This is a genomic window from Microcoleus sp. FACHB-68, assembly GCF_014695715.1.
GTDB lineage: Bacteria > Cyanobacteriota > Cyanobacteriia > Cyanobacteriales > Oscillatoriaceae > FACHB-68.
In genome coordinates, this window is the sequence record NZ_JACJOT010000015.1 from 32,941 (window position 1) to 54,829 (window position 21,889).

The 21,889-nt window shown below is 46.6% G+C and carries 12 protein-coding genes and 1 riboswitch; of the genes, 7 read left to right on the forward strand and 5 right to left on the reverse strand.

The features are described from left to right. Positions 1 to 521: 521 nt before the first annotated feature. Complete coding sequence (locus tag H6F73_RS20760) at positions 522 to 7,856, reverse strand: non-ribosomal peptide synthetase (protein WP_190760678.1); 7,335 nt, start codon at positions 7,854 to 7,856, stop codon at positions 522 to 524. 349 nt (positions 7,857 to 8,205) lie between these two features. On the opposite strand from H6F73_RS20760, the gene H6F73_RS20765 reads away from it, so the two are divergent. Then, positions 8,206 to 9,156: a glucosamine-6-phosphate deaminase gene (locus tag H6F73_RS20765; protein WP_347239588.1), complete on the forward strand. Its 951-nt coding sequence runs from the start codon at positions 8,206 to 8,208 to the stop codon at positions 9,154 to 9,156. A 187-nt stretch (positions 9,157 to 9,343) separates the two neighbouring features. On the opposite strand, the gene H6F73_RS20770 is transcribed toward H6F73_RS20765, so the two are convergent. Then, a complete protein-coding gene (locus H6F73_RS20770; RefSeq protein ID WP_190760679.1) occupies positions 9,344 to 11,362 on the reverse strand; it encodes a serine/threonine-protein kinase in 2,019 nt (672 codons plus the stop codon). A 351-nt stretch (positions 11,363 to 11,713) separates the two neighbouring features. After that, positions 11,714 to 13,399, reverse strand: a complete 1,686-nt coding sequence (locus tag H6F73_RS20775; protein WP_190760680.1) for a serine/threonine-protein kinase — start codon at positions 13,397 to 13,399, stop codon at positions 11,714 to 11,716. Between the two features lie 365 nt (positions 13,400 to 13,764). On the opposite strand from H6F73_RS20775, the gene H6F73_RS20780 reads away from it, so the two are divergent. The 3 genes from H6F73_RS20780 (at position 13,765) to cobW (ending at position 16,771) form a co-directional block, all read left to right on the forward strand. After that, positions 13,765 to 14,700 (forward strand): alpha/beta hydrolase, encoded by a 936-nt coding sequence (locus tag H6F73_RS20780; RefSeq protein ID WP_190760681.1) that lies wholly within the window; start codon positions 13,765 to 13,767, stop codon positions 14,698 to 14,700. A gap of 86 nt (positions 14,701 to 14,786) precedes the next feature. After that, a riboswitch (cobalamin riboswitch) is annotated at positions 14,787 to 14,962 on the forward strand. Positions 14,963 to 15,217: 255 nt separating this feature from the next. Further along, positions 15,218 to 15,619 carry a DUF1636 domain-containing protein gene (locus tag H6F73_RS20785; RefSeq protein ID WP_190760682.1) on the forward strand — a complete coding sequence of 134 codons (402 nt, stop codon included), beginning with the start codon at positions 15,218 to 15,220 and terminating at the stop codon, positions 15,617 to 15,619. Between the two features lie 120 nt (positions 15,620 to 15,739). After that, a complete protein-coding gene (gene cobW, locus H6F73_RS20790; RefSeq protein WP_190760683.1) occupies positions 15,740 to 16,771 on the forward strand; it encodes a cobalamin biosynthesis protein CobW in 1,032 nt (343 codons plus the stop codon). Between the two features lie 169 nt (positions 16,772 to 16,940). Here the strand turns inward: cobW and H6F73_RS20795 are convergent, their stop codons facing one another. Both H6F73_RS20795 and H6F73_RS20800 read right to left on the reverse strand, forming a co-directional pair. Further along, positions 16,941 to 17,783, reverse strand: a complete 843-nt coding sequence (locus H6F73_RS20795; RefSeq protein WP_190760684.1) for a M56 family metallopeptidase — start codon at positions 17,781 to 17,783, stop codon at positions 16,941 to 16,943. After that, a complete protein-coding gene (locus tag H6F73_RS20800) occupies positions 17,783 to 18,202 on the reverse strand; it encodes a BlaI/MecI/CopY family transcriptional regulator (RefSeq protein ID WP_190665016.1) in 420 nt (139 codons plus the stop codon). Before H6F73_RS20800 ends, H6F73_RS20795 begins: the two co-directional genes overlap by 1 nt. A 219-nt stretch (positions 18,203 to 18,421) precedes the next feature. On the opposite strand from H6F73_RS20800, the gene H6F73_RS20805 reads away from it, so the two are divergent. The 3 genes from H6F73_RS20805 to H6F73_RS20815 all read left to right on the forward strand — a co-directional run bounded on the left by H6F73_RS20805 (position 18,422) and on the right by H6F73_RS20815 (position 21,841). Next, a complete protein-coding gene (locus tag H6F73_RS20805; RefSeq protein WP_190760685.1) occupies positions 18,422 to 20,530 on the forward strand; it encodes a TonB-dependent receptor in 2,109 nt (702 codons plus the stop codon). 93 nt (positions 20,531 to 20,623) lie between these two features. Then, complete coding sequence (locus tag H6F73_RS20810) at positions 20,624 to 20,761, forward strand: hypothetical protein (RefSeq protein ID WP_190760686.1); 138 nt, start codon at positions 20,624 to 20,626, stop codon at positions 20,759 to 20,761. 36 nt (positions 20,762 to 20,797) lie between these two features. Next, on the forward strand, positions 20,798 to 21,841 hold the full coding sequence (locus H6F73_RS20815) for a GTP-binding protein (RefSeq protein ID WP_190760687.1): 1,044 nt from the start codon (positions 20,798 to 20,800) through the stop codon (positions 21,839 to 21,841). Positions 21,842 to 21,889: the final 48 nt, after the last annotated feature.

Genomic DNA, 21,889 nt, shown 5'->3' on the forward strand with positions numbered 1-21,889 from the left:
ATGACAAGTTAAGACTGTATGTTATTGTTTTAGGTGATTTTAGGAAGGGTAGAAGAAAAAATCTTGGGCTTTCGTGACAGATCGGAAAGGAAGCAACAATCAGTTTTAGGTTTATTTTTTTGCTGTTTAATTATGCCTAATTTTCTATTATCTTGGTAAAAAAATATGACCAGGCTAGATATTTATTGAAAAATAACTAAGATGAATTTTTTCAATACAAATTTCGCAGATGAAACTCAGGGTTTAATGTATTGGATTATGAGTTTATCCGATTTTTGAATCGTGCCACATCCTATATTAGGTAGAGAAACACGTTGAGTTTTGAGTGACTGTATCCAACTGATTCATCTGTGGCATTCTTTTTTGAAATTGGTAGAAAGTATAAAAAAAAGGCATTTCCTTCGAGATTGTTACGGTGAACTCAGGTACTAAAAATGTAACCGGAGTGCGAACGTAACCAAGAAGAAAATGCCCTAGGAGAAGCGTTAAAGGAACAGAGGAGACACTTGAAAAACTTGTCCTTAATTTTCTGACGATGCCTGATCGAGGCAAGCCTTTAACTTCGCGGCTAGAACCTGTACATTCGGTTGTTTGAGAATACCGATATGGTTGCCCGGTACATCGTGCACGTCTAACCCTCCAACTGTAAAGGGAGTCCAGGTTTTCGGGTCAGTGTAATAGCTTTCAAACTCAGTGCGATCCATAGCCCGGAATAAAGTCACTTTGCCTGGGTAGGGCTGCGGTACATAATTCCTGACTGCCTGATGGCGCACAGTCCGGCGGGCATCATTGCTGGTGATTTTTTGCAGGGACTTAGACAAGGATCGCTCGCTTCCCTGATCAAACTTGCTGGACATTTTGCCGATGAGACTGAGAACTTTCTCTTTGCTTGAGGAAATCTTTGCCTGTATTTTCTCCAAGATGTAACTGTGGCCTTTTTGCCGGAAAGTCTCTAAGTGAATCGCCATCCGCCGCCCCAAGGGCAACCCTTTCATCCCATCGGGCGCAAAGGTATCAAACAAGGCGACTAATTCGACTGTCTCACCTTCTGCACGTAGCTGCTGGGCCATCTCGAAGGCGACTAAGCCGCCAAACGATTCACCGGCTAGATAATATGGCCCTACAGGTTGGCGCTTGCGGATTTCTTGGAGATACAGACTCGCGACGCCAGGGACACTGTTTAAAGGAGAGTCTTGATTGTTGCCTCCATCCTCTTTGAGCAGGTCAACTTCAGCCTGGAGGTAAATGCCATAAACGGGCCGCTCTCCACCTAGATGCTTTGCTAAATCGTGGTAGAGCAAAATTCCGTAAATACAGAATAGTGGGGGTTTGTTGCCGCCTGGACTTAGCAACACCAAGGATTCTGTCGGCGCTGCCCAGCGTTCTTGGCGAATTAGACTCGCTAGTTGCTCAATCGTTGGTGCTTGGAAGAGGGTTGCGAGGGGAAGATTTTTACCGCAAATTTTCTCAATTTCAGTGAACAGGCGCACCGCTAGCAGTGAGTGTCCCCCCAACTCAAAGAAGTTGTCCTTGACGCCAATGGGTGTAACACCGATAACGGTTTCCCAAATTTTTGTTAATTGAAGTTCCAAATCATCGCGGGGTGCAACGAAGGAACCTTCTGATTCGCTGCGGGAAGTATCGGGTGCCGGCAGTGCGCGGCGGTCAATTTTACCGTTGGGCGTTAGGGGGATGCTTTCCAGCATCACAAACGCTGAAGGCACCATGTAATCTGGCAGCTTTTCTTTAACAAAACCGCGCAATTCGCTCTTGAGTGTTGAGTGCTGAGTGCTGAGTGCTGAGTCAGCAGGAGTGGGGACAATATAGGCAACTAAACGTTTCTCTCCCGGTACATCTTCACGGGCAATCACAACACTTTGACGCACGTTGGGATGCTGACTTAATACTGCCTCAATTTCTCCGGGTTCAATCCGGAAACCCCGGATTTTCACTTGATTATCAGCGCGACCAACGACTGATATATTCCCGTCGGGTAAATACCGGCCTAAGTCGCCGGTTTTATAGAGCCGGTCTTCGCTGCTTTGGGTAAACGGATTGGTGAGGAATCGCTCAGCCGTCATCGATTCATCTCCCAAATAGCCTTTGGCTAAATAAGATGTGCGAATGTAAATTTCTCCGATTTCACCGATTCCTGCGAGCCGGTGGGCAGAATTTAACACCAGTAATTGCACATCTTTGATGCCCCGTCCGAGGGGGATTCGGCCTTGGGAAGATGAGGTATTTTCTAATTTTTGAGTTGGAGCTGTATAATACCCCATTGCTTGCGGGGTTTCCGTGGCTCCATAGAAGTTGACGCAATTGATGTTAGGCGCAAGGATTTGCAGTTTTTCAACATCACGCGTGGTTAATACGTCGCCCCCGAAGAAGGCATAACGTAGGTTGGTTAGTTGTTGGGTTTGTGAGGTTTCTGTTAACAGCACTCCCATTGCCGGTGTGAGGTGGCTAATGGTGATTTGCTGTTGCTTCATCCACTCGCATAACTTGCCTGGAGTGCCAATTTCTTCTGGGGTGGGAATGCACAGGGTTGCGCCCAACCATAGAGGTGTGAAAATGTCTCGCAGCAAGGGATCATGGGCAAGTCCAGATAGCACGCTGAATCGGTCTGATTCATTGAAATTAAAGGTTTGGGCGTGCCATTGCAGGAAGTGGGAAAGCGGTTTGTGGGTGCCTAAGATGCCTTTTGGTTTGCCGGTTGAACCGGAGGTGAAGGCGATATAGGCTAAGTCATCGGCGTTAATTTCTGTGTCGGGATTTTCTGTGGAATAATCCTTTAACAGTTCACCGATTTGACCGGCAGCAGTGGGAAGGGTAAGCCGGCACTGAGTTGATAGTGTCCCGACAAAGGTTTCTAAAGCCTCCGGAAGGTTTCCGGCTGCTGACATTTGCAGCCAACCTTTAGGCTGTGTGAGTTTCAGGCAATCAATTAACCGCTCGGCAGGGTAATTGGCATCTAAGATGGTGAATGCTGCGCCGGCTTTGAGAATTCCCAGCAAAGCCACGACGATTGAGGCGCTGCGGTGCGCGTAAATTGCCACAACATCTTGAGAGCCAATGCCATTTTTGTGCAGGTAATGGGCGAGTTGGTTGCTGATTTTATCCAGTTCTGAATAAGTCAGACTTCCTTGCCGATCAATGATTGCGGTGCTATTTCCCACTCGCTTTGCCTGTTGGGAAAAATGCGTATGAACAGCGCCTTCCCAGCAATCTTCAAGTGCCTGATTTGGATTCGGTAAAAGGGCTTGAGTTTGGGAAGAAATCAGGGAGAAATGAGCGATGGGTTCGGCTGGGTTCTTGACAATTTGCTCAAGCAGATGTTGGAGCTGTGCCAGCATCTCAACCATTCGCTGCCGGTCAAACAAATCGGTGTTGTAAACCAATTCCAGCTTCATTCCCTCGTTTTGTTCTTGAGCATATAGCGTGATATCGAACTTCGACGCTTGCTCAGTAAACGAGAGATGATCGAGCGTTAATCCCGGTATTTTGATTTGGTTGTCTTCATAGTTGAGCAAATTAAACCACACCTGAAATATCGGGTTGCGGCTGCGATCTCGCTCTGGTTGCAGCGCTTCCACCAATTTCTCAAACGGCAACTCTTGGTGAGCGTATGCTCCCAAAGCTACCTCGCGCACCCGTTGCAGCAGTTCCCGGAAACTGGGATTGCCAGATAAATCGTTACGCAGCACTAAGGTATTGACAAAGAAGCCAATTAACTGCTCAATTTCGGCGCGGTTGCGACCGGCAATCGGCGAACCGACAATAATATCTTCCTGTCCAGAATGGCGGCACAGCAAGGTATTGAAGGCTGCCAGCAAGGTCATAAATAAGGTTGCACCTTCCCGACGTGACAGCGCCTTGATTTCCTCGCTCAGTTCCTGAGAAAGTACCAAAGATTCCTTGGCACCGTTAAAAGTCTGCACCGGCGGGCGTAGGCGATCGGTGGGCAATTCCAACACCGGCAGCTTACCGCCTAGTTGCTGTTTCCAGTAAGAAAGCTGGGACTCTAGAACCTCACCTTTGAGCCATTGCCGTTGCCAGTGGGCGAAGTCTGCATATTGTACTGACAATTCTGGCAGAGGCGAAGGGTTGCCGGCGCTGAAGGCTTCGTAAATGGTCGCCAGTTCCCGCATGAACAAGCCAAATGACCAACCATCGGAGATGATGTGGTGGATCGTCAGCAGGAATAAATGCTCATCTTCAGCGAGGCGCACGAGTTGAGCGCGAATTAACGGCTCGTTGGTAAAGAAGTTAAAGGATTTGTCGGCTTCTGCCAATGCCAGCCGCTGCGCTTCCTCAGAGCGCTGAGGTTCAGCAATCGCAGATAAGTCTACCACCGGCAGCGCGACGATTAAGGTTGGGGTAATAACCTGAAACGGCTGCCCGTCTAGCTTCTTGCCAAAGGTGGTTCGCAGCGATTCGTGCCGGCGCACAATTTCGTTGATGCTGTGCTTCAGGATGCCGGTGTTCAGCGCTCCTTTAAGTTGCACGGCGGCGGGGATATTATAGGCAGAGTTGCCCGCCTCTAATTGTTCGAGGAACCACAACCGCTGCTGGGAAAAGGACAGAGGCAGGTGAGTGTCCCGTGAAACTGGCACAATGGGGGCCGTTTTCTGAATTTGCCCGCCTCGCAGCCATACGTTAATTTGTTCGCCCAATTCCGCGACTGTGGGGCACTCAAACAGTGAGCGCATCGGCAGATCCACCTCGAAGGTTTCGCGCACGCGGGAGAGGACTTGGGTTGCGTGCAGGGAATGTCCCCCCAAGTCAAAAAAGTTGTCGTGAATGCCAACTTGTTCAACTCCGATGGTTTCTGCCCAGATGCCGGCGAGTTCCTCTTCAATGACGGTGCGAGGTGCCACATACTCGGTTTCACGCGGGAGACGCGTCCATTCGGGTGCCGGTAGGGCTTTGCGATCCTGCTTGCCGTTGGGTGTCACCGGCAGTGCTGCCAGCGTCACAAATACCGAGGGCACCATATATTCAGGCAGTTTTGCCCCCAGGAAGCGACGCAGTTCGCGGCTGGCAGGGGCTGGTTCTTGCTGCAGGACTAAATAGCCTACGAGGCGGGTTTCACCGCTCTCATCGTCTTTTGCCGCCACAACTGCATCTTTAATCGCTGGATGCTGCCGCAGGACGGATTCAACTTCACCTGTTTCGATGCGGAACCCGCGCAGAGATACTTGAAAGTCTGTGCGCCCCAGTAATTCAATATTGCCATCGGGTAAATAACGTCCGACATCGCCGGTTTTGTACCACCGTTGATCGTCGATCCAGACATATTTTTCCTGGGTCAAATCTTCCCGATTTGCATAGCCCCGTGTGACGCCGGCACCTCCAACGTAAATTTCCCCAGGAACGCCGGCAGGCACTAAATTTTGCTGCTCGTCATAGATGCGTATCCGCACATTATTAAACGGGCGGCCTACAATGTTCTTTTCGGCTTTGATGTCTGTGGGCAGTTTGTAATTTAAACACAGGGTTGTTGCTTCACTGCACCCATACATCACATAGATTTGAGCATCTTGGAAGAAGGGTTTTACATCTTCGAGTAGATCTGGGGCAACGGTGTCGCCTCCCATGAAGACTCGGCGGATGTTTTTAAAATCCTTTGCCTCCAAACCTTGTGCTCTGATAAAATCGATAGCCTTTCGCATCAAGCTAGGCGTGAGGTGAACATTGGTTAACTGGCCGAATCCGCTGACCAGTTTATTCATGTCCAGCACATTTTCTCGTGAGAGAACAACGACACTTCCGCCGGCCATCAAAGGCGCTAATAATTCAAACAGAGAAATGCTGAAGGAAAAGCGAGCAATACAGGGCATGACATCGGTTGTGTCAAATTGGAATCTGTCCTGTGTTGCCAAAATATAGTTGATTAAATTGCTGTGTTCTGCAACAACAGCTTTTGGCTTGCCGGTGGTTCCAGATGTGTAGATGACATAAGCTGCATGGGCTTGGGTTGTGGGGGAAATTAGATTTTCATCGCTTTGCCGGCTGACTTCTTCCCCGACTGCATCCAAACACACAATTTGTCCGTTATGTTCGGGTAATTGCTCAACCAAATGGGTTTGAGTTAATAACACCGGCACAGCGGAATCTTCTAACATAAATGCCAGCCGATCTTTGGGATAGGTCGGATCTAAAGGCACATACACGCCGCCGGCTTTGAAAATGGCGAGTAGGGCTTCCACGACTTCCAAAGAACGATCCGCGCAAATTCCCACGCGAACTTCTGGTTTGACACCCAAACTTTGCAGGTGGTAGGCGAGTTTATTGGCTCTGGTATTGAGCTGCCGGTAGGTTAATTTGATGTCTCCAAAAATAACGGCAACTGCATCGGGTGTGCGTTCTACCTGAGCTTCAAATAATTGATGAATGCAAACATCTTTGGGATATTCTGCGGCTGTGTCGTTCCACTCCACCAGCATTTGCAGAAGCTCTTGCTCTGTTAGCATTGGCAAGTCCTTCAGTTGTTCTTCAGAATTGGTTGCCAAGCTTTCGAGCAAGGTTTTCAGGTGTCCCAGCATCCGGCTAATGGTGCCGGCATCAATGCGCTGGGTGTCGTATTCGAGTTTGAGGAGAAATTCTGGTTGGGCGTAGCCGGTTAATGTCAGTGGGTAGTTTCTGTTGCGGTGGTGTTGAAGCTCTCGATTTTCCCAGCTACTTCCGTGTAATTCTAGAGCGGAATCTAACAGGAAGGAATCTAACAGGTAATTCTCAAAAACCAGAATACTTTCAAATAAGGGAGTTGCCGGCGGGAATTCACTCCACTGCTGGATCTGGGGTAAGGGGGTGTGTTCGTAGGCTTGCAATGCTTTGTAAGTCTGCCGGAGTTCTGTAAGCCAGTCTACCGGAGACTGCGTCGGCGAAACATGAACGCGCACCGGCACGATGTTGCTGAAAAGTCCCACAACAGAGTCTAACCCAGGAACCGAGGGGCGACCTGTGACGGCGGCTCCAAAAACGACGTCTGCTTGGCCACTATAGCGGCTGATCAGCAGCGCCCACGCGCCTTGTAGCAAGGTTTCCAAGGTGAGCTGGTTTTGTTGTGCCCAAGACTGCAAGCGCAGGGTATCAACCGGCGATAGGCGAATTTCTTGCGTGACAAAGCCGGTTTCTGGTTGTGCCTTGTCTGCTGCTGGGGCAATGGCCGGCAGGACAGTGGTGGGTGCTGTCAAGCCTTGCAATTGCTGCCGCCAAAATACCTCTGTTTGGGAGAAATCCTGCTGTTGCAGCCACTCAATGTAATCTCCGTAAGCACGGGGTTGTTTGAGTGGTAAGTCGTGGTCGGCGCTAAATGCTTCGTAAAAGGCAAAAACTTCTTTGAGGGCGATTTCCACAGACCAACTATCGAGCAGTACCGAGTGGAAACTCCAGATCGCGCGGTATTGTGCTTCAGCAATTTGCAAAATTGCCACGCGCATCAGGGGGGCAGTTGTCAATTTAAAGCCTAGTTGCCGGTCTGCTTCTAGAAATGCTGCCAGCCGGCTTTCGATTTCGTTCTCCTGCAGATCGCACCAATTTTGCTGTTGTAGAGGAAGGGTGACTTGTTGATGCACTTCCTGACGCGCTTCGTTAGTGTCTAAGTGATGGAAGCTTGTTCTCAAAATTGGGTGCCGATCTATCACTCGCGCCCACGCTTTCTGGAATGCCGGCACGTTTAAGCTTTCACGCAAAACGACGCTGACCTGCTCAATATCTCCTCCAGGTTGCGCTGCAGTCAGACTTTCAAAAATTCGGCTCTGTTGCTGGGGTGAAAGCTGGTAAGAATTTATAACCAAGAAATTTTCTAAAGAAGTGCTGCCACTTTCGTAATTACTAAAATCAATACTTTGCATAATTTACACCCCTAAAACCAACGTTCAATTTTGTTCATTTTCTGGCCTACCTTGCTGTTGTTGTTATTTCAGTTACACATTGACAACTGCAACCCCACTTAATAAAATTTTAAACCCTTAATTCTGCGTCTGCATTAAGTTTTATTCTATCTTTAAAAACTTGAAACTGCTGAAGTAAAGGTTTCATTAAATTTTAACTTTGTGTGAAGTTGTGATCAAGGATACTGAATAACAGCAGAATCAGTTTTTCGCCACAAACTGTTGAGTTCGGTTTCTTTTGAAAAAGTTAGTTGCCAGACGATATTGAGACTTGTGTATTTTCAATAGTTTAGGTAATAAAATCCTATGAGTGTTGCCAAAATGGCAAGTTTTTGTTGAGAGGCCCGAAAGCGATAACAATGTTACGCCGGCTATAAATCCTAGAGCAGGAGTGCCGGCACCCTCGCTGTTGGGATCATTGGCAGGTGCAGCTACACCCCTCAAAAAAAATTCTAACGCCTCTATGTTTAACACATCGAACACTTCACAAGGAAGGATGCCGGTACAAATGTTTGCAGTCGATGCCCTATCGGTACGAGTTTACAACTCTAGCACCCAAATCGCTCATGATGCTGCCCAAATTGCCCAAACCTATTTGCAAAACTGTCTCACGCAACAGGCAAGCGCTGCAGTAATTTTAGCCACCGGCAACTCTCAAATCCAATTTCTGGAAACGCTGATTTCTTTGGGAGGCGTAGATTGGTCTCGCATTACCTTTTTTCATCTGGATGAGTATTTGGGAATTGAACGCGATCACTCTGCTAGTTTCCGCCGCTATTTGCGTCAGCGAGTGGAAAATCAAGTGAAGTCCTGTACGTTTCATTATATAGAAGGTGACGCGATGCAACCGCTGAATGAATGCGAACGCTACACCCAACTTTTGCAAGCACAACCGATTGATCTCTGCTGTTTGGGTATTGGGGAAAATGGACATTTAGCATTTAATGATCCGTCTGTCGCTAATTTCAATGATCCGCATCACATTAAACTGGTGAAGTTGGACACTGCAACGCGTCAGCAGCAGGTTGATGAAGGTCATTTTCCCCATCTTGAAGCTGTACCGCAATACGCGTTTACCCTGACGCTGCCGATGATTTGCTCTGCAAAAAAAATATTGTGCCTTGCGCCAGAAAAACGCAAAGCGCTGCCGGTGAAAAAGATGTTGCAAGAAACAATTAGTACGGTTTGCCCTGCTTCTATTCTCCGCCGGCAACCCAATGCCCTGTTATTTTTAGATCCGGATTCTGCCAGCTTGCTGTGAGTGATGATTGGGTTTGCCTTCACCGATGATTGTAAATTTTAACTGAGTGAGGGTAAACTTCTTGTCAACGTTCATTTTTTTGTTTTTTCAACCGCAGATAAACGCAGATTTTGTAAATCATCTGAGGTGGAGGAATAAAAGCCACAGTCAGGGATAGGGGAGTTAGGTGCCGGCAGCGAAAAAAAAGTTAATTGATTTCGAGGGTTAAGTTGTAGGAAATCGGGTCTGTGCTATCAGAAACAACGACAATTTCATAGTAACCGGCTTCAGACAGTTTATTAGACCAAGTCACTTGTTTTGAATCTTCTAATAAAGGCGGGTTCTTGCTGGTGGGAGTGTAGAGGGACAGCCGGGTTGATTGAGCCGGCGCATCTAAGTTTAATTTCATCAGTTGATCTTTATTCAATTTAGCAATATAAGCCTTACCGGCACCGGGTTCGAGATTGCCACTAATTTGCGTGCTAGTGCTACCTCGATCAAATTTAATTTCTTCTAAAGTACTTCCTGCTGCCACAGCTTGCACAAAATCCGTAGCGACTGCCTGCCAAACTTGACCAATGGGTCTATCGAGCAAATTCTGACCCTTGGGTTGATCAGGAAATAGATAGAAAAACCTGGCATCTGTCAAGTCATTGAGCGCCCGACTACTCAAGTTCCGCAGATTAATTTGTGCTTTCCAGCGATCAATATCGGCTGAAGTATAACTGCCCAACCGGCGACGAGATTGCTCGCTGAGACTGGCAAGTTGATTAAGTTGTTGATCGGCCAAACTATCCCAGCGAGATCGCCACACTTCATCAACAGATTCATCGCTGAGAACGCGTCCCTGTTGCTCTGGATATTTGGTATAAAAAGCCTCATTCACCAAATCAATGTAGAAATTGTAATCAATCCCCAAGGCTTTACGGCGATCACGAAGGGCATCTTTGCGCTGTCTTTCTTCGGGGGAATAATTATCCGATCTGTCTGGAGGTGGAATGGAGTGATCCCCCTGTCTTTGTTGGTCTACCCAATAATTACCGGCCCACCAGCCAACTCCACCCATGCCGGCAATCACGATGCCCATTAGCAGCAGGTTTAGCCAAAACGGTGCAGCCGCTTTCCGCTGAGGAGTCACGGCAGCCGGAACCGGCTGTGGGGGTTGTGCCGGCTGTGGAGGTTGTGCCGGCCTTATTGGCGCAACGGCTTGGGTTGCTTGGGTGATATCCGGTTGTGGCGGAGGCGGAAGGGGTGCTGGTGGTGGCGGGGGAAGGGGTGCCGGTGGAGTGCCGGTGAGGGCTTGCAGCACCTCCTTTGCCGATTGATAGCGTTCACCAGGCCGGTGAGCCAGCATTTTATCAAACACTGCCCCTAAACTGGGGCTGAGGCTAACGTAATTGCGCCACCTCCAACTCAGCGTTTGGGGATCTCTCAGTTCTTGGGGTTCCTTGCCGGTGAGTAGTACCAACACCGTCACAGCCAAGGCATACAAGTCACTGTGGGGGTAAACAGCGCCCATCTGCATTTGCTCATCTGGGGCGTATCCTACCTTACCCAGCCGCGTTGCCGGTGCGTTAATGCCTCCCACGAACTCAGACGCCACCGTTGCCGCGACTTGCTTAACGCCGCCAAAGTCTATCAACACCGGCAGCAGATCGGAATTCCGCAGCATCAGGTTATCGGGAGAAATATCTCGATGCACGACGCCTTGGGTGTGGATGTAGTCTAAAACCGGCAGAAGTTGCAGCAGCATTTGCGTGATTTCTGCCTCGCTAAACAGCCGGTTGTGCACCCGCCGGTTGATTAACAAGGAACGGTAAGTTTGACCTTCCACATAATCTTGCACCAAAAACAAATGTCCCTCGCCGTCCAAATTCGCCCGAAACATCTCCCGGAAGCGCGGAATTTGCGGGTGTTGCAGCTTGTAGAGAACGCCGGCTTCGCGTTCAAACAATTCTTGACCTTTTTGCAGCGCGTAGGTGCCTTGGACTTGGGGGGCAAATTCTTTGAGAACACACGGTTCGTTGAAGCGGTTAACATCTTCAGATAGGTAGGTGCGTCCGAAGCCACCTTGCCCGATCTGGCGCGAAATGCGGTAACGTTCGCCCAAAATCATCCCTTGAACAACACCAGAGGTTGCCGGTGCCTGTAGCTTTTCCCCACAGTGAAGACAAAAATGGCTGCCAGAGGGGTTTTCGTGTCCTTGATTGCAATAGACGGGCTTCATTGGCCTAGGGCGATTGTAAAAGGGTTCAGTATGGGTATAACAAATCCACCGAGATTGTACCAACCGGCTGCTTTATCCCTATTTTTGCGCCGGCATTGAAAGATCCAGCGCTGAACTCAAAAAACTGCCCGTTTCTTAATATTTCTTTACAGATGCGAGAGGCAAAATCCTTACCGGCTCTCACACAGCGTCTTTCCAAACGGGTGGTGTGTTTTTTAAGGCTACTGTTGCCGATTTTCAATCACAGTGGCAAGTAAAGAAATCGACTTTCAACTAAAGCCTATCTAAATTTTATAGAATTACCTCAAAAACTTCCCTTCCTCTCCCACTCAAAAGCTCAGGACTCAGGACTCATCTATTCTCGGCTCGATTGGTTGCAATTGCATACCAAATTTGACCCCATGTTTCTGGGTTGAGTGTTTGCCCCTGCTGTTCGGGAAATAGTTGATAAAATTGCTCGTCAGTTTGGCGAATTAGCTCCTCATTGCTGAGATTACTCTGCCGGCTACCATAATTTTCTTCGGTATATTGCCCAATTTGCCGACGCGATTTCTCACTTAAATTTGCTCGCTCTAATTTACTCAATAAAGCATCAGCACTGTCATACCATTTTTGCCGATAACTCTCATCTTCTTGATTGTTTGTCAATAGCCGATCTTGTAATTCTGGGTGCCGGTTGTAAAACTGTTCATTAACTAAAACATTGAAAAATTCTTCAGGAATTTGCAAAGCTTCGCGGCGCACAAAAATATTGTCTAGGCGAGACTCTTCTTTAGAACTAGAAATGGCGGTTGGCAACTGTGGCGGTGTCCAAGAAATAAACTTAGGAAATGCCCAAGAAGCAACACCGGCTAGTAATAGCAAACCAATGCTAAGGACAGTCAGTGTGCGAAAACAATGCCACAGAAACCGGATGGGAAACAGGAGAATGCCGACAGGATTTAAATGCCCGTGACCGGCAGCAGGAACAATGGGTGCCGGCTGATGTACCACTATGGCAGGGGGAGGTGCCGGCGCGGGTTTAGGGGGCGCAGGCGGGGCTTTCGGCGCAACGACAACGGTGTTGATTTGGGTAATATTACTGGGCTGAGTTTTTAATCCAGAAGGTTCTAAAGCTTGAATCACATCACCGGCAGCTTGATAGCGTTGGCTAGGATTTCTTAGCAACATCTTATCTAAAATTGCTGCCAGATTTGGGCTAATACTGACGACGTGCCGCCATTGCCAAATCGCTTTAAAGCTGTTGTATAAGTCTTGCGGTTCCTTGCCGGTGAGCAAAACCAAAGCGGTTACTGCTAAGGAATATAAATCACTGCTAGGGAAAGCTTTGCCTTTTTTAAGTTGTTCTTCTGGGGCGTATCCGGGTTTGCCAATATGTGTGGAAAAGGCAAGCTGACTGAACTTAGAAATGGCAGAAACCGCGACTTCTTTTACGCCGCCAAAGTCTATCAACACCGGCAGCCGGTCGGAATTCCGCAAAATCAGGTTTTCGGGAGAAATATCGCGGTGAATTACGCCTTGGGAGTGGATATAATCCAAAACCGGCAGCAGTTGCAGCAACAGCTTTTTGACTTCTTCCTCACTAAACAACTGTCTTTTACTTTTACGGCTGTTTAACAATTCCCGGTAAGTTTGCCCCTCAATATAATCTTGTACCAAAAATAAAGACTCAACGCCGGCCATTTGCCCGCGAAGCAACTCTCGAAAGCGCGGAATCTGCGGGTGTTGCAGCTTGTAGAGAACGCCGGCTTCTCGTTCAAACAGTTCTTGGGCTTTTTGCAAGGCGCTGCCACTTTGAACCTGGGGGGCAAATTCCTTTAAAACACAGCGTTCGTTAAAACGATTGATATCTTCAACCAGATAAGTGCGCCCAAAGCCGCCCTGCCCTAGCTGGAGGATAACCCGGTAGCGATCATCCAGAATGATCCCCGCAGACATCCCACCGGCTGCCGATGGGGCAAGTTTGTCGCCACATTGGTGACAGAAGCGATTGCCGGCTGGATTTTCATGTCCTTTCGTGCAATAAACGGGCGTCATTGTTTTGTTTTAACGAGTTCCGGTGAAGCTTCAGCAATGGTAAAGCCCATTGACTGAGATTGTATAAGCGTTTCGGGAGTTACCGGCTCATGAGAGTGCCGGTGAAAAAACGCTTGAGTTCCCTTGATTCAAATCTAAACTGTAAACTCCAGATATGGGGCACTTCCTAGATAACAACAACAGACAAATCACTATCCCCGGAAACCACTCAATCTATTTGCCGGCTAAATATTACTGCTAGAGGTTTCCTCCACAATCTCCAAAAACCCACAATCCTGAGTAGCAGCCGGGAGTAATACCTGAATTAATCAATCGAAAGTGAAAGCCACTGGTATTGTGGAGAAAGACCCAGTTCGCTTTCCACTATGGCCACCACTGTTGACCCGACTTCTGCATCTACCACCGACCCATCTACCGGCATCGGTGGTACTGTTTACGAATATCTCTGGACTTGGAAAAAACGCCAGCTACAGATCACTTACGAAATTATGGGTGAAGGAAAGCCCATCTTACTGTTGCCGGCCTTAAGTACGGTTTCCACACGGGCAGAAATGCGCGGCATCGCAGAACTCTTGGCCCCTCAATTTCAGGTGATTGCCGTAGACTGGCCCGGATTTGGCACCTCAGAACGCCCGCCTTTTAACTACGAACCGAGCGTTTACTACAGCTTTTTAGCGGATTTCGTACGCGATACGTTTACTGAACCCATTGTTGTCATTGCTGCCGGCCATGCTGCCGGTTATGTGATGCACTTGGCCCAGCACAAGCCGCCGATGTGGTCGTGGGTGGTTTTAGTCGCCCCGACTTGGCGCGGGCCTCTGCCGACGGCAATGGGTGAAAATCGCTGGTTCTACAAAATTTTGAAGCAGTTGGTGTGCTTGCCGGTGTTGGGCCAGTTCCTCTATTTTTTAAATACCTTAGCGCCCTTCTTAACTTCAATGTATCGGCGTCATGTTTACAGCAACCCCAATGCCGTAACCCCCAGCCTGATTCAACAAAAGCAGCGTATTTCCAGGCAACCAGGGGCGCGATTTGCCCCGGCTGCGTTTGTCACCGGCACCCTCGATACGGTGAAAGCACGACCCCAGTTTATTGATTTATTTCAACCCTTGCCGGTGCCGGTGTTGGTCGTGATCGGTGAGCAAACCCCACCGAAGTCACGCATGGAAATGGAAGTGCTGGTGAGTTTCTCTGGCGTGCAAAAGTGTCGGCTTCCCGGTTCTTTAGGATTGCATGAAGAACATCCAGCGGCTTTGGCGGATGCGATTTTGCCTTTTCTGAAAAAATTTCTCTCGCGTTAATCGCTTAGTCCCAGAGGATTGCGCTGAGAAATTCACAATTTTATGTTTTTGTCAAGGCCGTTTCCAGTTAGGTGACGGACACGGTACTATATTGAAATCGAGCCGGTTCTAGCGGGGTTCAGCCGCTGGAGGTAACGGGGAAAGTGCAGTGCAAATCTGCCGCTGTCCCGCAGCTGTAAACCGATTTTGGATTTGGGATTGCCTTTTGTTCTTATCTAAAATTGAGTGAGTCAGAATGCCCACCGGCAACGAAGTCAATTATTCAACACATCTGCGAGGTACGGATGAATGTTCATTTAATCTTTTAACAATTTGTTATTTCGAGTCTGCGGTTGCCGGCATCCTATTTTCTGGGGATGGTTAATTGCCAACTAAAGATTCGGAAATTCAACATTTATCTTGATAATGCGAAGAGAAAGAGCATTTTCTTTTCGCGTCAATCTTGAGTCAGCTTTGAGCGATTGGCTAGCTGCTATTCGCTAATTTTAAGCTCACGTATGAGCAAGGATAACGTTTGATGAAAACACCCCATACTTTATTTGTTTGTACAGCCTGCGCTTCAGTTTGGAAGGATGGAAAGCGAGAAGGAAAAAGCGGAGGTCAGGATCTTTTAGAACAGATTAATGAACTTCATAAGAATTGGGATTTACGAGAGGATTTCCCCATACAAGAAGTTGAATGTATGAGTGCTTGCAGTCGTTCCTGTGCGGTTTCATTCGTGGCTGCCGGCAAATATACTTATTTGTTTGGCGATTTACCCGTTAATGAAAGTGCGGCGGCTGTGTTGCAATGTGCCAGTCAATATTATGCTAAACCCGATGGCTTATTGCCTTGGTCAGAACGACCTGAACCTTTAAAAAAGGGAATTTTAGCAAAAATTCCTCCGCTTCCAACGTTAGAGTTAGTCGCTCAAAAATAACGCTTAGGGGAAATCTAGATTAACAAAAAAATTCCCAAAAAATTGTAAGGGCGGGTTAAGCAAATAACCGTTCTCCACAAACCGAAAACTTCAATAGAACTCTGCCCACAAAACGAACAAATGCATAAAATTCCTGTCACTGTAATCACCGGCTTCTTGGGTGCCGGTAAAACCACCCTAATCCGTAACCTTCTGCAAAATAACCAAGGACGCAAAATTGCCGTTATTGTCAATGAATTTGGCGAAATTGGAATTGATGGAGATTTGCTGAAATCTTGCCAAGTTTGCGATGAAGACGACAATCCCATTGGCAACATTGTAGAACTAACCAATGGTTGCCTTTGCTGCACCGTACAAGAAGAATTTTTACCGACAATGCAGCAGTTATTGCAACGTCGAGAACAGATTGATTGTATGTTAATCGAAACATCTGGACTCGCCTTGCCAAAACCCTTAGTGCAAGCCTTCCGATGGCCAGAAATTCGCACCGGCGCAACCGTTGATGGTGTTATTACCGTGGTAGACTGTGAAGCTGTTGCAGCCGGCACTCTGGTTGGTAATCTTGACGCATTAAATGCACAGCGACAAGAAGATCCCAATTTAGAACACGAAACACCGATTGAAGAATTGTTTGAAGATCAGTTAGCTTGTGCCGATTTAGTATTGCTAACGAAAGTAGATTTGGTAGATTTCCAAACTCGCCAAAAAGTAGAGTCATGGCTACAACAACAACTGCCTCCAGGAGTAAAAATTGTAGCTTGTGAAAGTGGTCAAATTAATCCAGATGTGCTGTTAGGATTTAATGCAGCAGTCGAGGATAATTTGGAAAGCCGGCCTAGTCATCATGACACAGAAGAAGAACACGATCATGATGACGATATTAACTCGGTACATTTTATCGGCGACAACGAATTTGAGCCGCAAGCATTAATATCAAAGTTGCAAAAATTAGTGCAAGAGCAAGAAATCTACCGAGTGAAAGGCTTTGTTTCCGTGCCGGCTAAAGGGATGCGTTTAGTTGTGCAAGGCGTGGGTTCTCGCTTTGATTATTTCTATGATCGCCCTTGGCTAGCAACGGAAATTCGTCAGACGCGATTAGTCTTAATCGGTCGCGATTTGGATGAATCTCAGATCCAGACAGTTCTGCAATAGCGCCAAAGTTAGGGGGTTAGGTGCAGCACTCATCCAGAATTCTGAATCTACCCCTAACGAAAATAATAAAAACCCCTGACTCAACGCACCAACCCTCAATTTTATCTGTGTTTTTATCTGTGTTTATCTGTGTGCATCTGTGGGTAAAAATCAATCTTCAATTGTGCAATTAACCGTGAAAAGGCACAGTAAGCAAAGGCAAAAAAGCCAAAAGTAACCACATCCAAAACCACTGATTAATCGAAGATTGCTCCTCTGGCTGTGCCAAAAGCGCTTCTATACGCTCCTCTAACCGGCTTCGAGGTGCAACAGCACTGAGTGCCGCACAGAAACTTTCACAGGGTGCCGGCAGCACACTAACGACCAATAACAGCGATTCAGCTAATACCAAAGGATCGACCTGTTGCGCTGCTTTCGCATCAGCACGCAGTTCTCGCAAAACTAACAATTCTTGCCATAAAGCTTCAGTATTTGGCAACCAAGTGGTGCAAGAACGCACCCAGCCCAGCCAGAAAAACCAAAAGGTATCTCGATAGTAATAATGCGCTTGCTCGTGAGCGAAAACTGCCTCTAAATGAGCGCTATCAAGGGTCTGCAACAGTCCTTCGCTGACGACTAATTCCGGATGCCAAAAACCGATCTGAGCGGTAAATAACGCAGTTGTGTCAAGAATACGAGCCGGTATGCCGCTAATATTGCGCCGGCAATAAGTGCGAGTTTTTCGCAGCGTTTTCCAACCCTGTGTTGCTAGCTTTACGCATAAAACGCCTGCCAATCCTAAAAAACCAGAGGCAATTGCATAGCTTAACCAGTCTGTCAGCAAGCCGACCATTTGCCCAGATGGACCCATAAAAAGCACGGCTATTGCTGTCATTATTAGCAGCATTGGAGGAAACAGAAAAAGCATAATTGCTCTTTGCCAGCGTTCTCTCCAGTTTCCTGCCGGCGCAATCCATCTCTTTCTCACACACCACGCAACCGCCACTGCTGCCAGAATCATTAACAAATGCATTATTTTTCCTCCCTGGCTTTGCGTGCGGCTTGAATTCGTTGGGCAATTGCTTCTAATTGATCTAAACTTGCACAATCGAGGCTATCAGCAAAAGCTGCCACAATATCTGGGTTGCTCACTTCCAAAAATCGGTGCAATTTTTCGTAAGCCTCTAGTACTTTTGCTTCCTCACGAGAAACTAAAGGTCGCCAAGAGAATATACGCCCTTTGTTATCGCAGGCAAGCCAACCTTTCTGGGTAAGGCGACGCAACACAGTTGTAACTGAAGTGTAGGCTAATTCCCGGTCTGGATCGGCCAAAATACGTTCGTGTACATCCTTAACAGTGGCGGAACCGAGTTCCCAGATAATGTTTAAAATTTCTGCCTCCAAAGGGCCGAGGGAAAGTTGTTTGGGACGGTAATTTGGCAGCGGAGTCATAACTGTTTAACACGCTAGCATTGATTTTCTTATATAGCACATTACACTTAAAAATTTCATTTTTTAACCAAAACATAGAAGTTTGACAGCCTGTCTTTTGACTTAGGTATCTAGCTGTTCCACAATAACGTGTGGCTTTATCATGCCCCCGAAACAGCGATTTCCCTTAATTCAATTGAGGGGCAGATTTTGAGCGTCTAGTTTTGTTATTAAATCAGTATGAAATTATATTTTGTTATGTTTGGCGTCAGTTGCCTGTGTTGGGGAATTATGCCGGCAGCTTTAGCAAACCCTCATTCTCTCGCGCTTACAAAAGTTTCTCAGCCAAAACAATCTTTTTCAGAGATTCCTCGCCTGAGTGATATCCGGTTTCCCCACACCCGTGCAGAGTTGCTGGTTCAGCAGCCAATTTTACCAGGGTTTAATCTACCAAAAAAGCATCAAGTTGAAGCGAAGCTGGTTGTATTCATTTCACCAGAAAAGCCGGTTGATTTAATTGTTACAGCAGTGAGAAATAGAGTTCTGCAATCTACATCGGCATACGAAATTTATGCTGAAGAAATCCAACAGCAAGGTTCTAGCAGTGCGGCAGAAGTGCTGAGAGGTTTACCGGGATTTGCTATTAATGATGCGGGTAAAGGTGCGGATATTCACACCGGCACTTACTATCGCGGACACTCGATTAATCAATCTGTTTTTTTATTAAATGGTAGACCAATTGGCAGCAATGTTAACACTTATCATGGTGCAACTGACTTAAATAGCATTCCGGTTGAATCAATTCAACGGGTAGAATTATCGAGTGGCACCAGTGCGACTTTATACGGTTCTGAAGCTTTTGGTGGCGTTGTTAATATTATTACTAAACAGGGACAGGGTATTCCAAAATTCAATGGCTTGGTTGAATTTGGCTCTTTAAATCAGTCTAACTATCATGCTAGCTATAGTGGCTCTGCCGGCTCTTTAGATTTTAATTTAAGTTATGAAGAATCCGAAATAGATAACCGCTATCGTGTCCCGGAAGGCGCGGCAAATCGTGATGAAAAGGGACGTTTATTTAATGGCGATACAGCGACTAGCAATTACTTTGGCAGTGTCAGAATTGGCTTAAACCCTAGAAATACTCTGAGTTTCGATGCTTACAAAATTAGCAGCCGACGGGGTCTTCTCTATTTTGGCTTTCCTTTGCAAAGAGATAGACTCGATCATGATGTTTTTAATGTTGGTTTATCTTGGAATAGCCGGCTGAGTGATAATGATGATTCGGTTCTGCAAACAACGATTGGTTATAACCAAGATTACTTTAATACCTACGGGCCGACACAAAGTACATTTTACCGCCAAGGGTCGCTCAATTCCCAAGCGCTCACGGCTAGGGTAGAACACCAGTGGCGCACAGCTTCTAATAATAATCTTCGCTGGGGATTGGACGTACAACAAACTTTTTTAGCCGGCGATGTTTTAAGCACCATTCCTGAAAGAGCCGGTTTGAATGAAACTGAAGATACAAATCGATTTAATGGGGCGCTGTTTGCCTTAAATACCTGGGAAATTAGCGATAGGTTTCAAGCTGAACTTGGAATTAGGCAGAACTTTAATAGTGAGTTTGGCAGTTATCTCAATCCTAGCGCCGGCTTGCGGTGGGATATCAACCCTAGCATTGCAGTACGTGGGAGTTGGGTTTCTGTACAGCGTAACCCTGGTTTAGATCAATTATATGTTTATGATACTGTGCATAATTGGTTGCCCAACCCAGATTTAGATCCCGAAAAAGGATCTTCTTGGACAGCCGGCTTCGATATTAATTTTACTTCTAATTTTACCGGACAATTTACTTACTTTGGCAGTCGTTTGAATGATCGCCTAGGAATAGAAGCCGGTAAGTGGGCAAATATTGGTCTTGTCAATACAAATGGTTTAGAAGCGGCGTTGAAGTGGCAAATTGCTCCAGAATGGGCAACTTTTCTCAACTACACTTATACTGACGCACGTATCGAAACCGGCACGGATAAGGGTTTACAATTAGGCTTAGTTCCTTATTCGGTTGCTAAAGCCGGAATTGGCTATGGCAGTGCCGGCTGGGAAATTAATTTATTTGCAAGTTATAACAGCGGTTCTCGGAGAGCTTTTTTTAACAATCCTGATGATAATAATACCGATTTCTCTCCATCTTTTCTTAATTTAGATTTGAGCGCCAGAGTTCCCATAACTCGAAATTTAGGGCTGACAATTTATTTAGAAAACTTAACTGATAAAACTTATGAAAGAGTTAATCGGATCTATCAACCCGGTTTAACTTTCCGCATCGGCTTACAATCCAATTTTTAAGCAATAGAAAAAATCTCTCAATTTCCCTAATATCCCCAAAAAATAAAAATTCAGCCGAATTCCACCTTTGCTTTCTACCTGTACTGAGATATCATGAAAATGATTCTCACTTTAATCGATTATGTCTTCCGGCATCCCACTCCTAGTTTCCCTGACTCGGATTGTTCAGCGCTTCCGCCGACTATCCAACTGAAAGCAGGGTTACGAGTTGCTGATGCCGAACATAATTAAACTGTAAAAATCGCAAAATCGCTTAGGAACGATCACATGACGAATGCTTCAGTTAATCCTCCCCTAGAAATGCCGAAACGGGGGATGCCGGTGACAATTATTACCGGCTTCTTAGGAAGTGGTAAAACTACAGTTCTTAATCACATCCTGCATAACGCCCAAAACTTGAAAGTAGCCGTTTTGGTTAATGAATTTGGGGATATCAATATCGACAGCCAACTTTTAGTTTCTGTTGATCAAGATATGGTAGAATTAACCAATGGCTGTATTTGTTGCACCATTAATGATGGTTTATTAGAAGCCGTTTACAAAGTTCTAGATCGTGGTGACCGCATCGATTACCTTGTCATAGAAACCACAGGAATTGCCGATCCATTGCCCATTGCCCTGACATTTTTAGGGCCAGAATTGCGAGATTTAACGCGCCTAGATTCTATTTTGACGGTTGTAGATGCAGAAACTTTCACCCCCTCACATTTTGAAAGTTCCGCAGCCTTCAACCAAATTGCTTACGGTGACATTATTCTGCTCAACAAAACCGATTTAGCAACCGACGATAAAATTGCTCAATTAGAAGACTACATTCACACAGTCAAAGCCGGCTCCAGAATTCTCAGATCCCAAAAAGGTCAGGTTCCCCTTCCTCTCATTCTTGATGTTGCACTCACCCAGCCGGCATCCTATTCATCGACAGAAGAATCTAGCCACCATCATCACGATCATGAACATCACGATCATAAACATCACGATCACGATCATCACGATCATGAACATCATCATTATTCCCATCACTTAGAAAATGATGGATTTGTTTCCGTGTCTTTCCAAAGTGACCGGCCTTTTTTGGTCAATAAATTTGAGAAATTTTTACAAGAGCAATTGCCCGAAGATGTTTTTCGCGCCAAGGGACTGATTTGGTTTCAAGAAAGTTCCGACCGGCAGATATTTCAATTAAGTGGCAAACGCTTTGACATCCAGGCAGATAACTGGCCAGAAAAACCCAGTAACCAGCTCGTTTTCATTGGGCGCAATTTAAATGCCACTCAAATTCAAGAGCATCTGAATAATTGCTTAGCTTGATGGGTGAGATTTCCTAATTTATCTGACATCCCTGATCCAAAGTCCGCT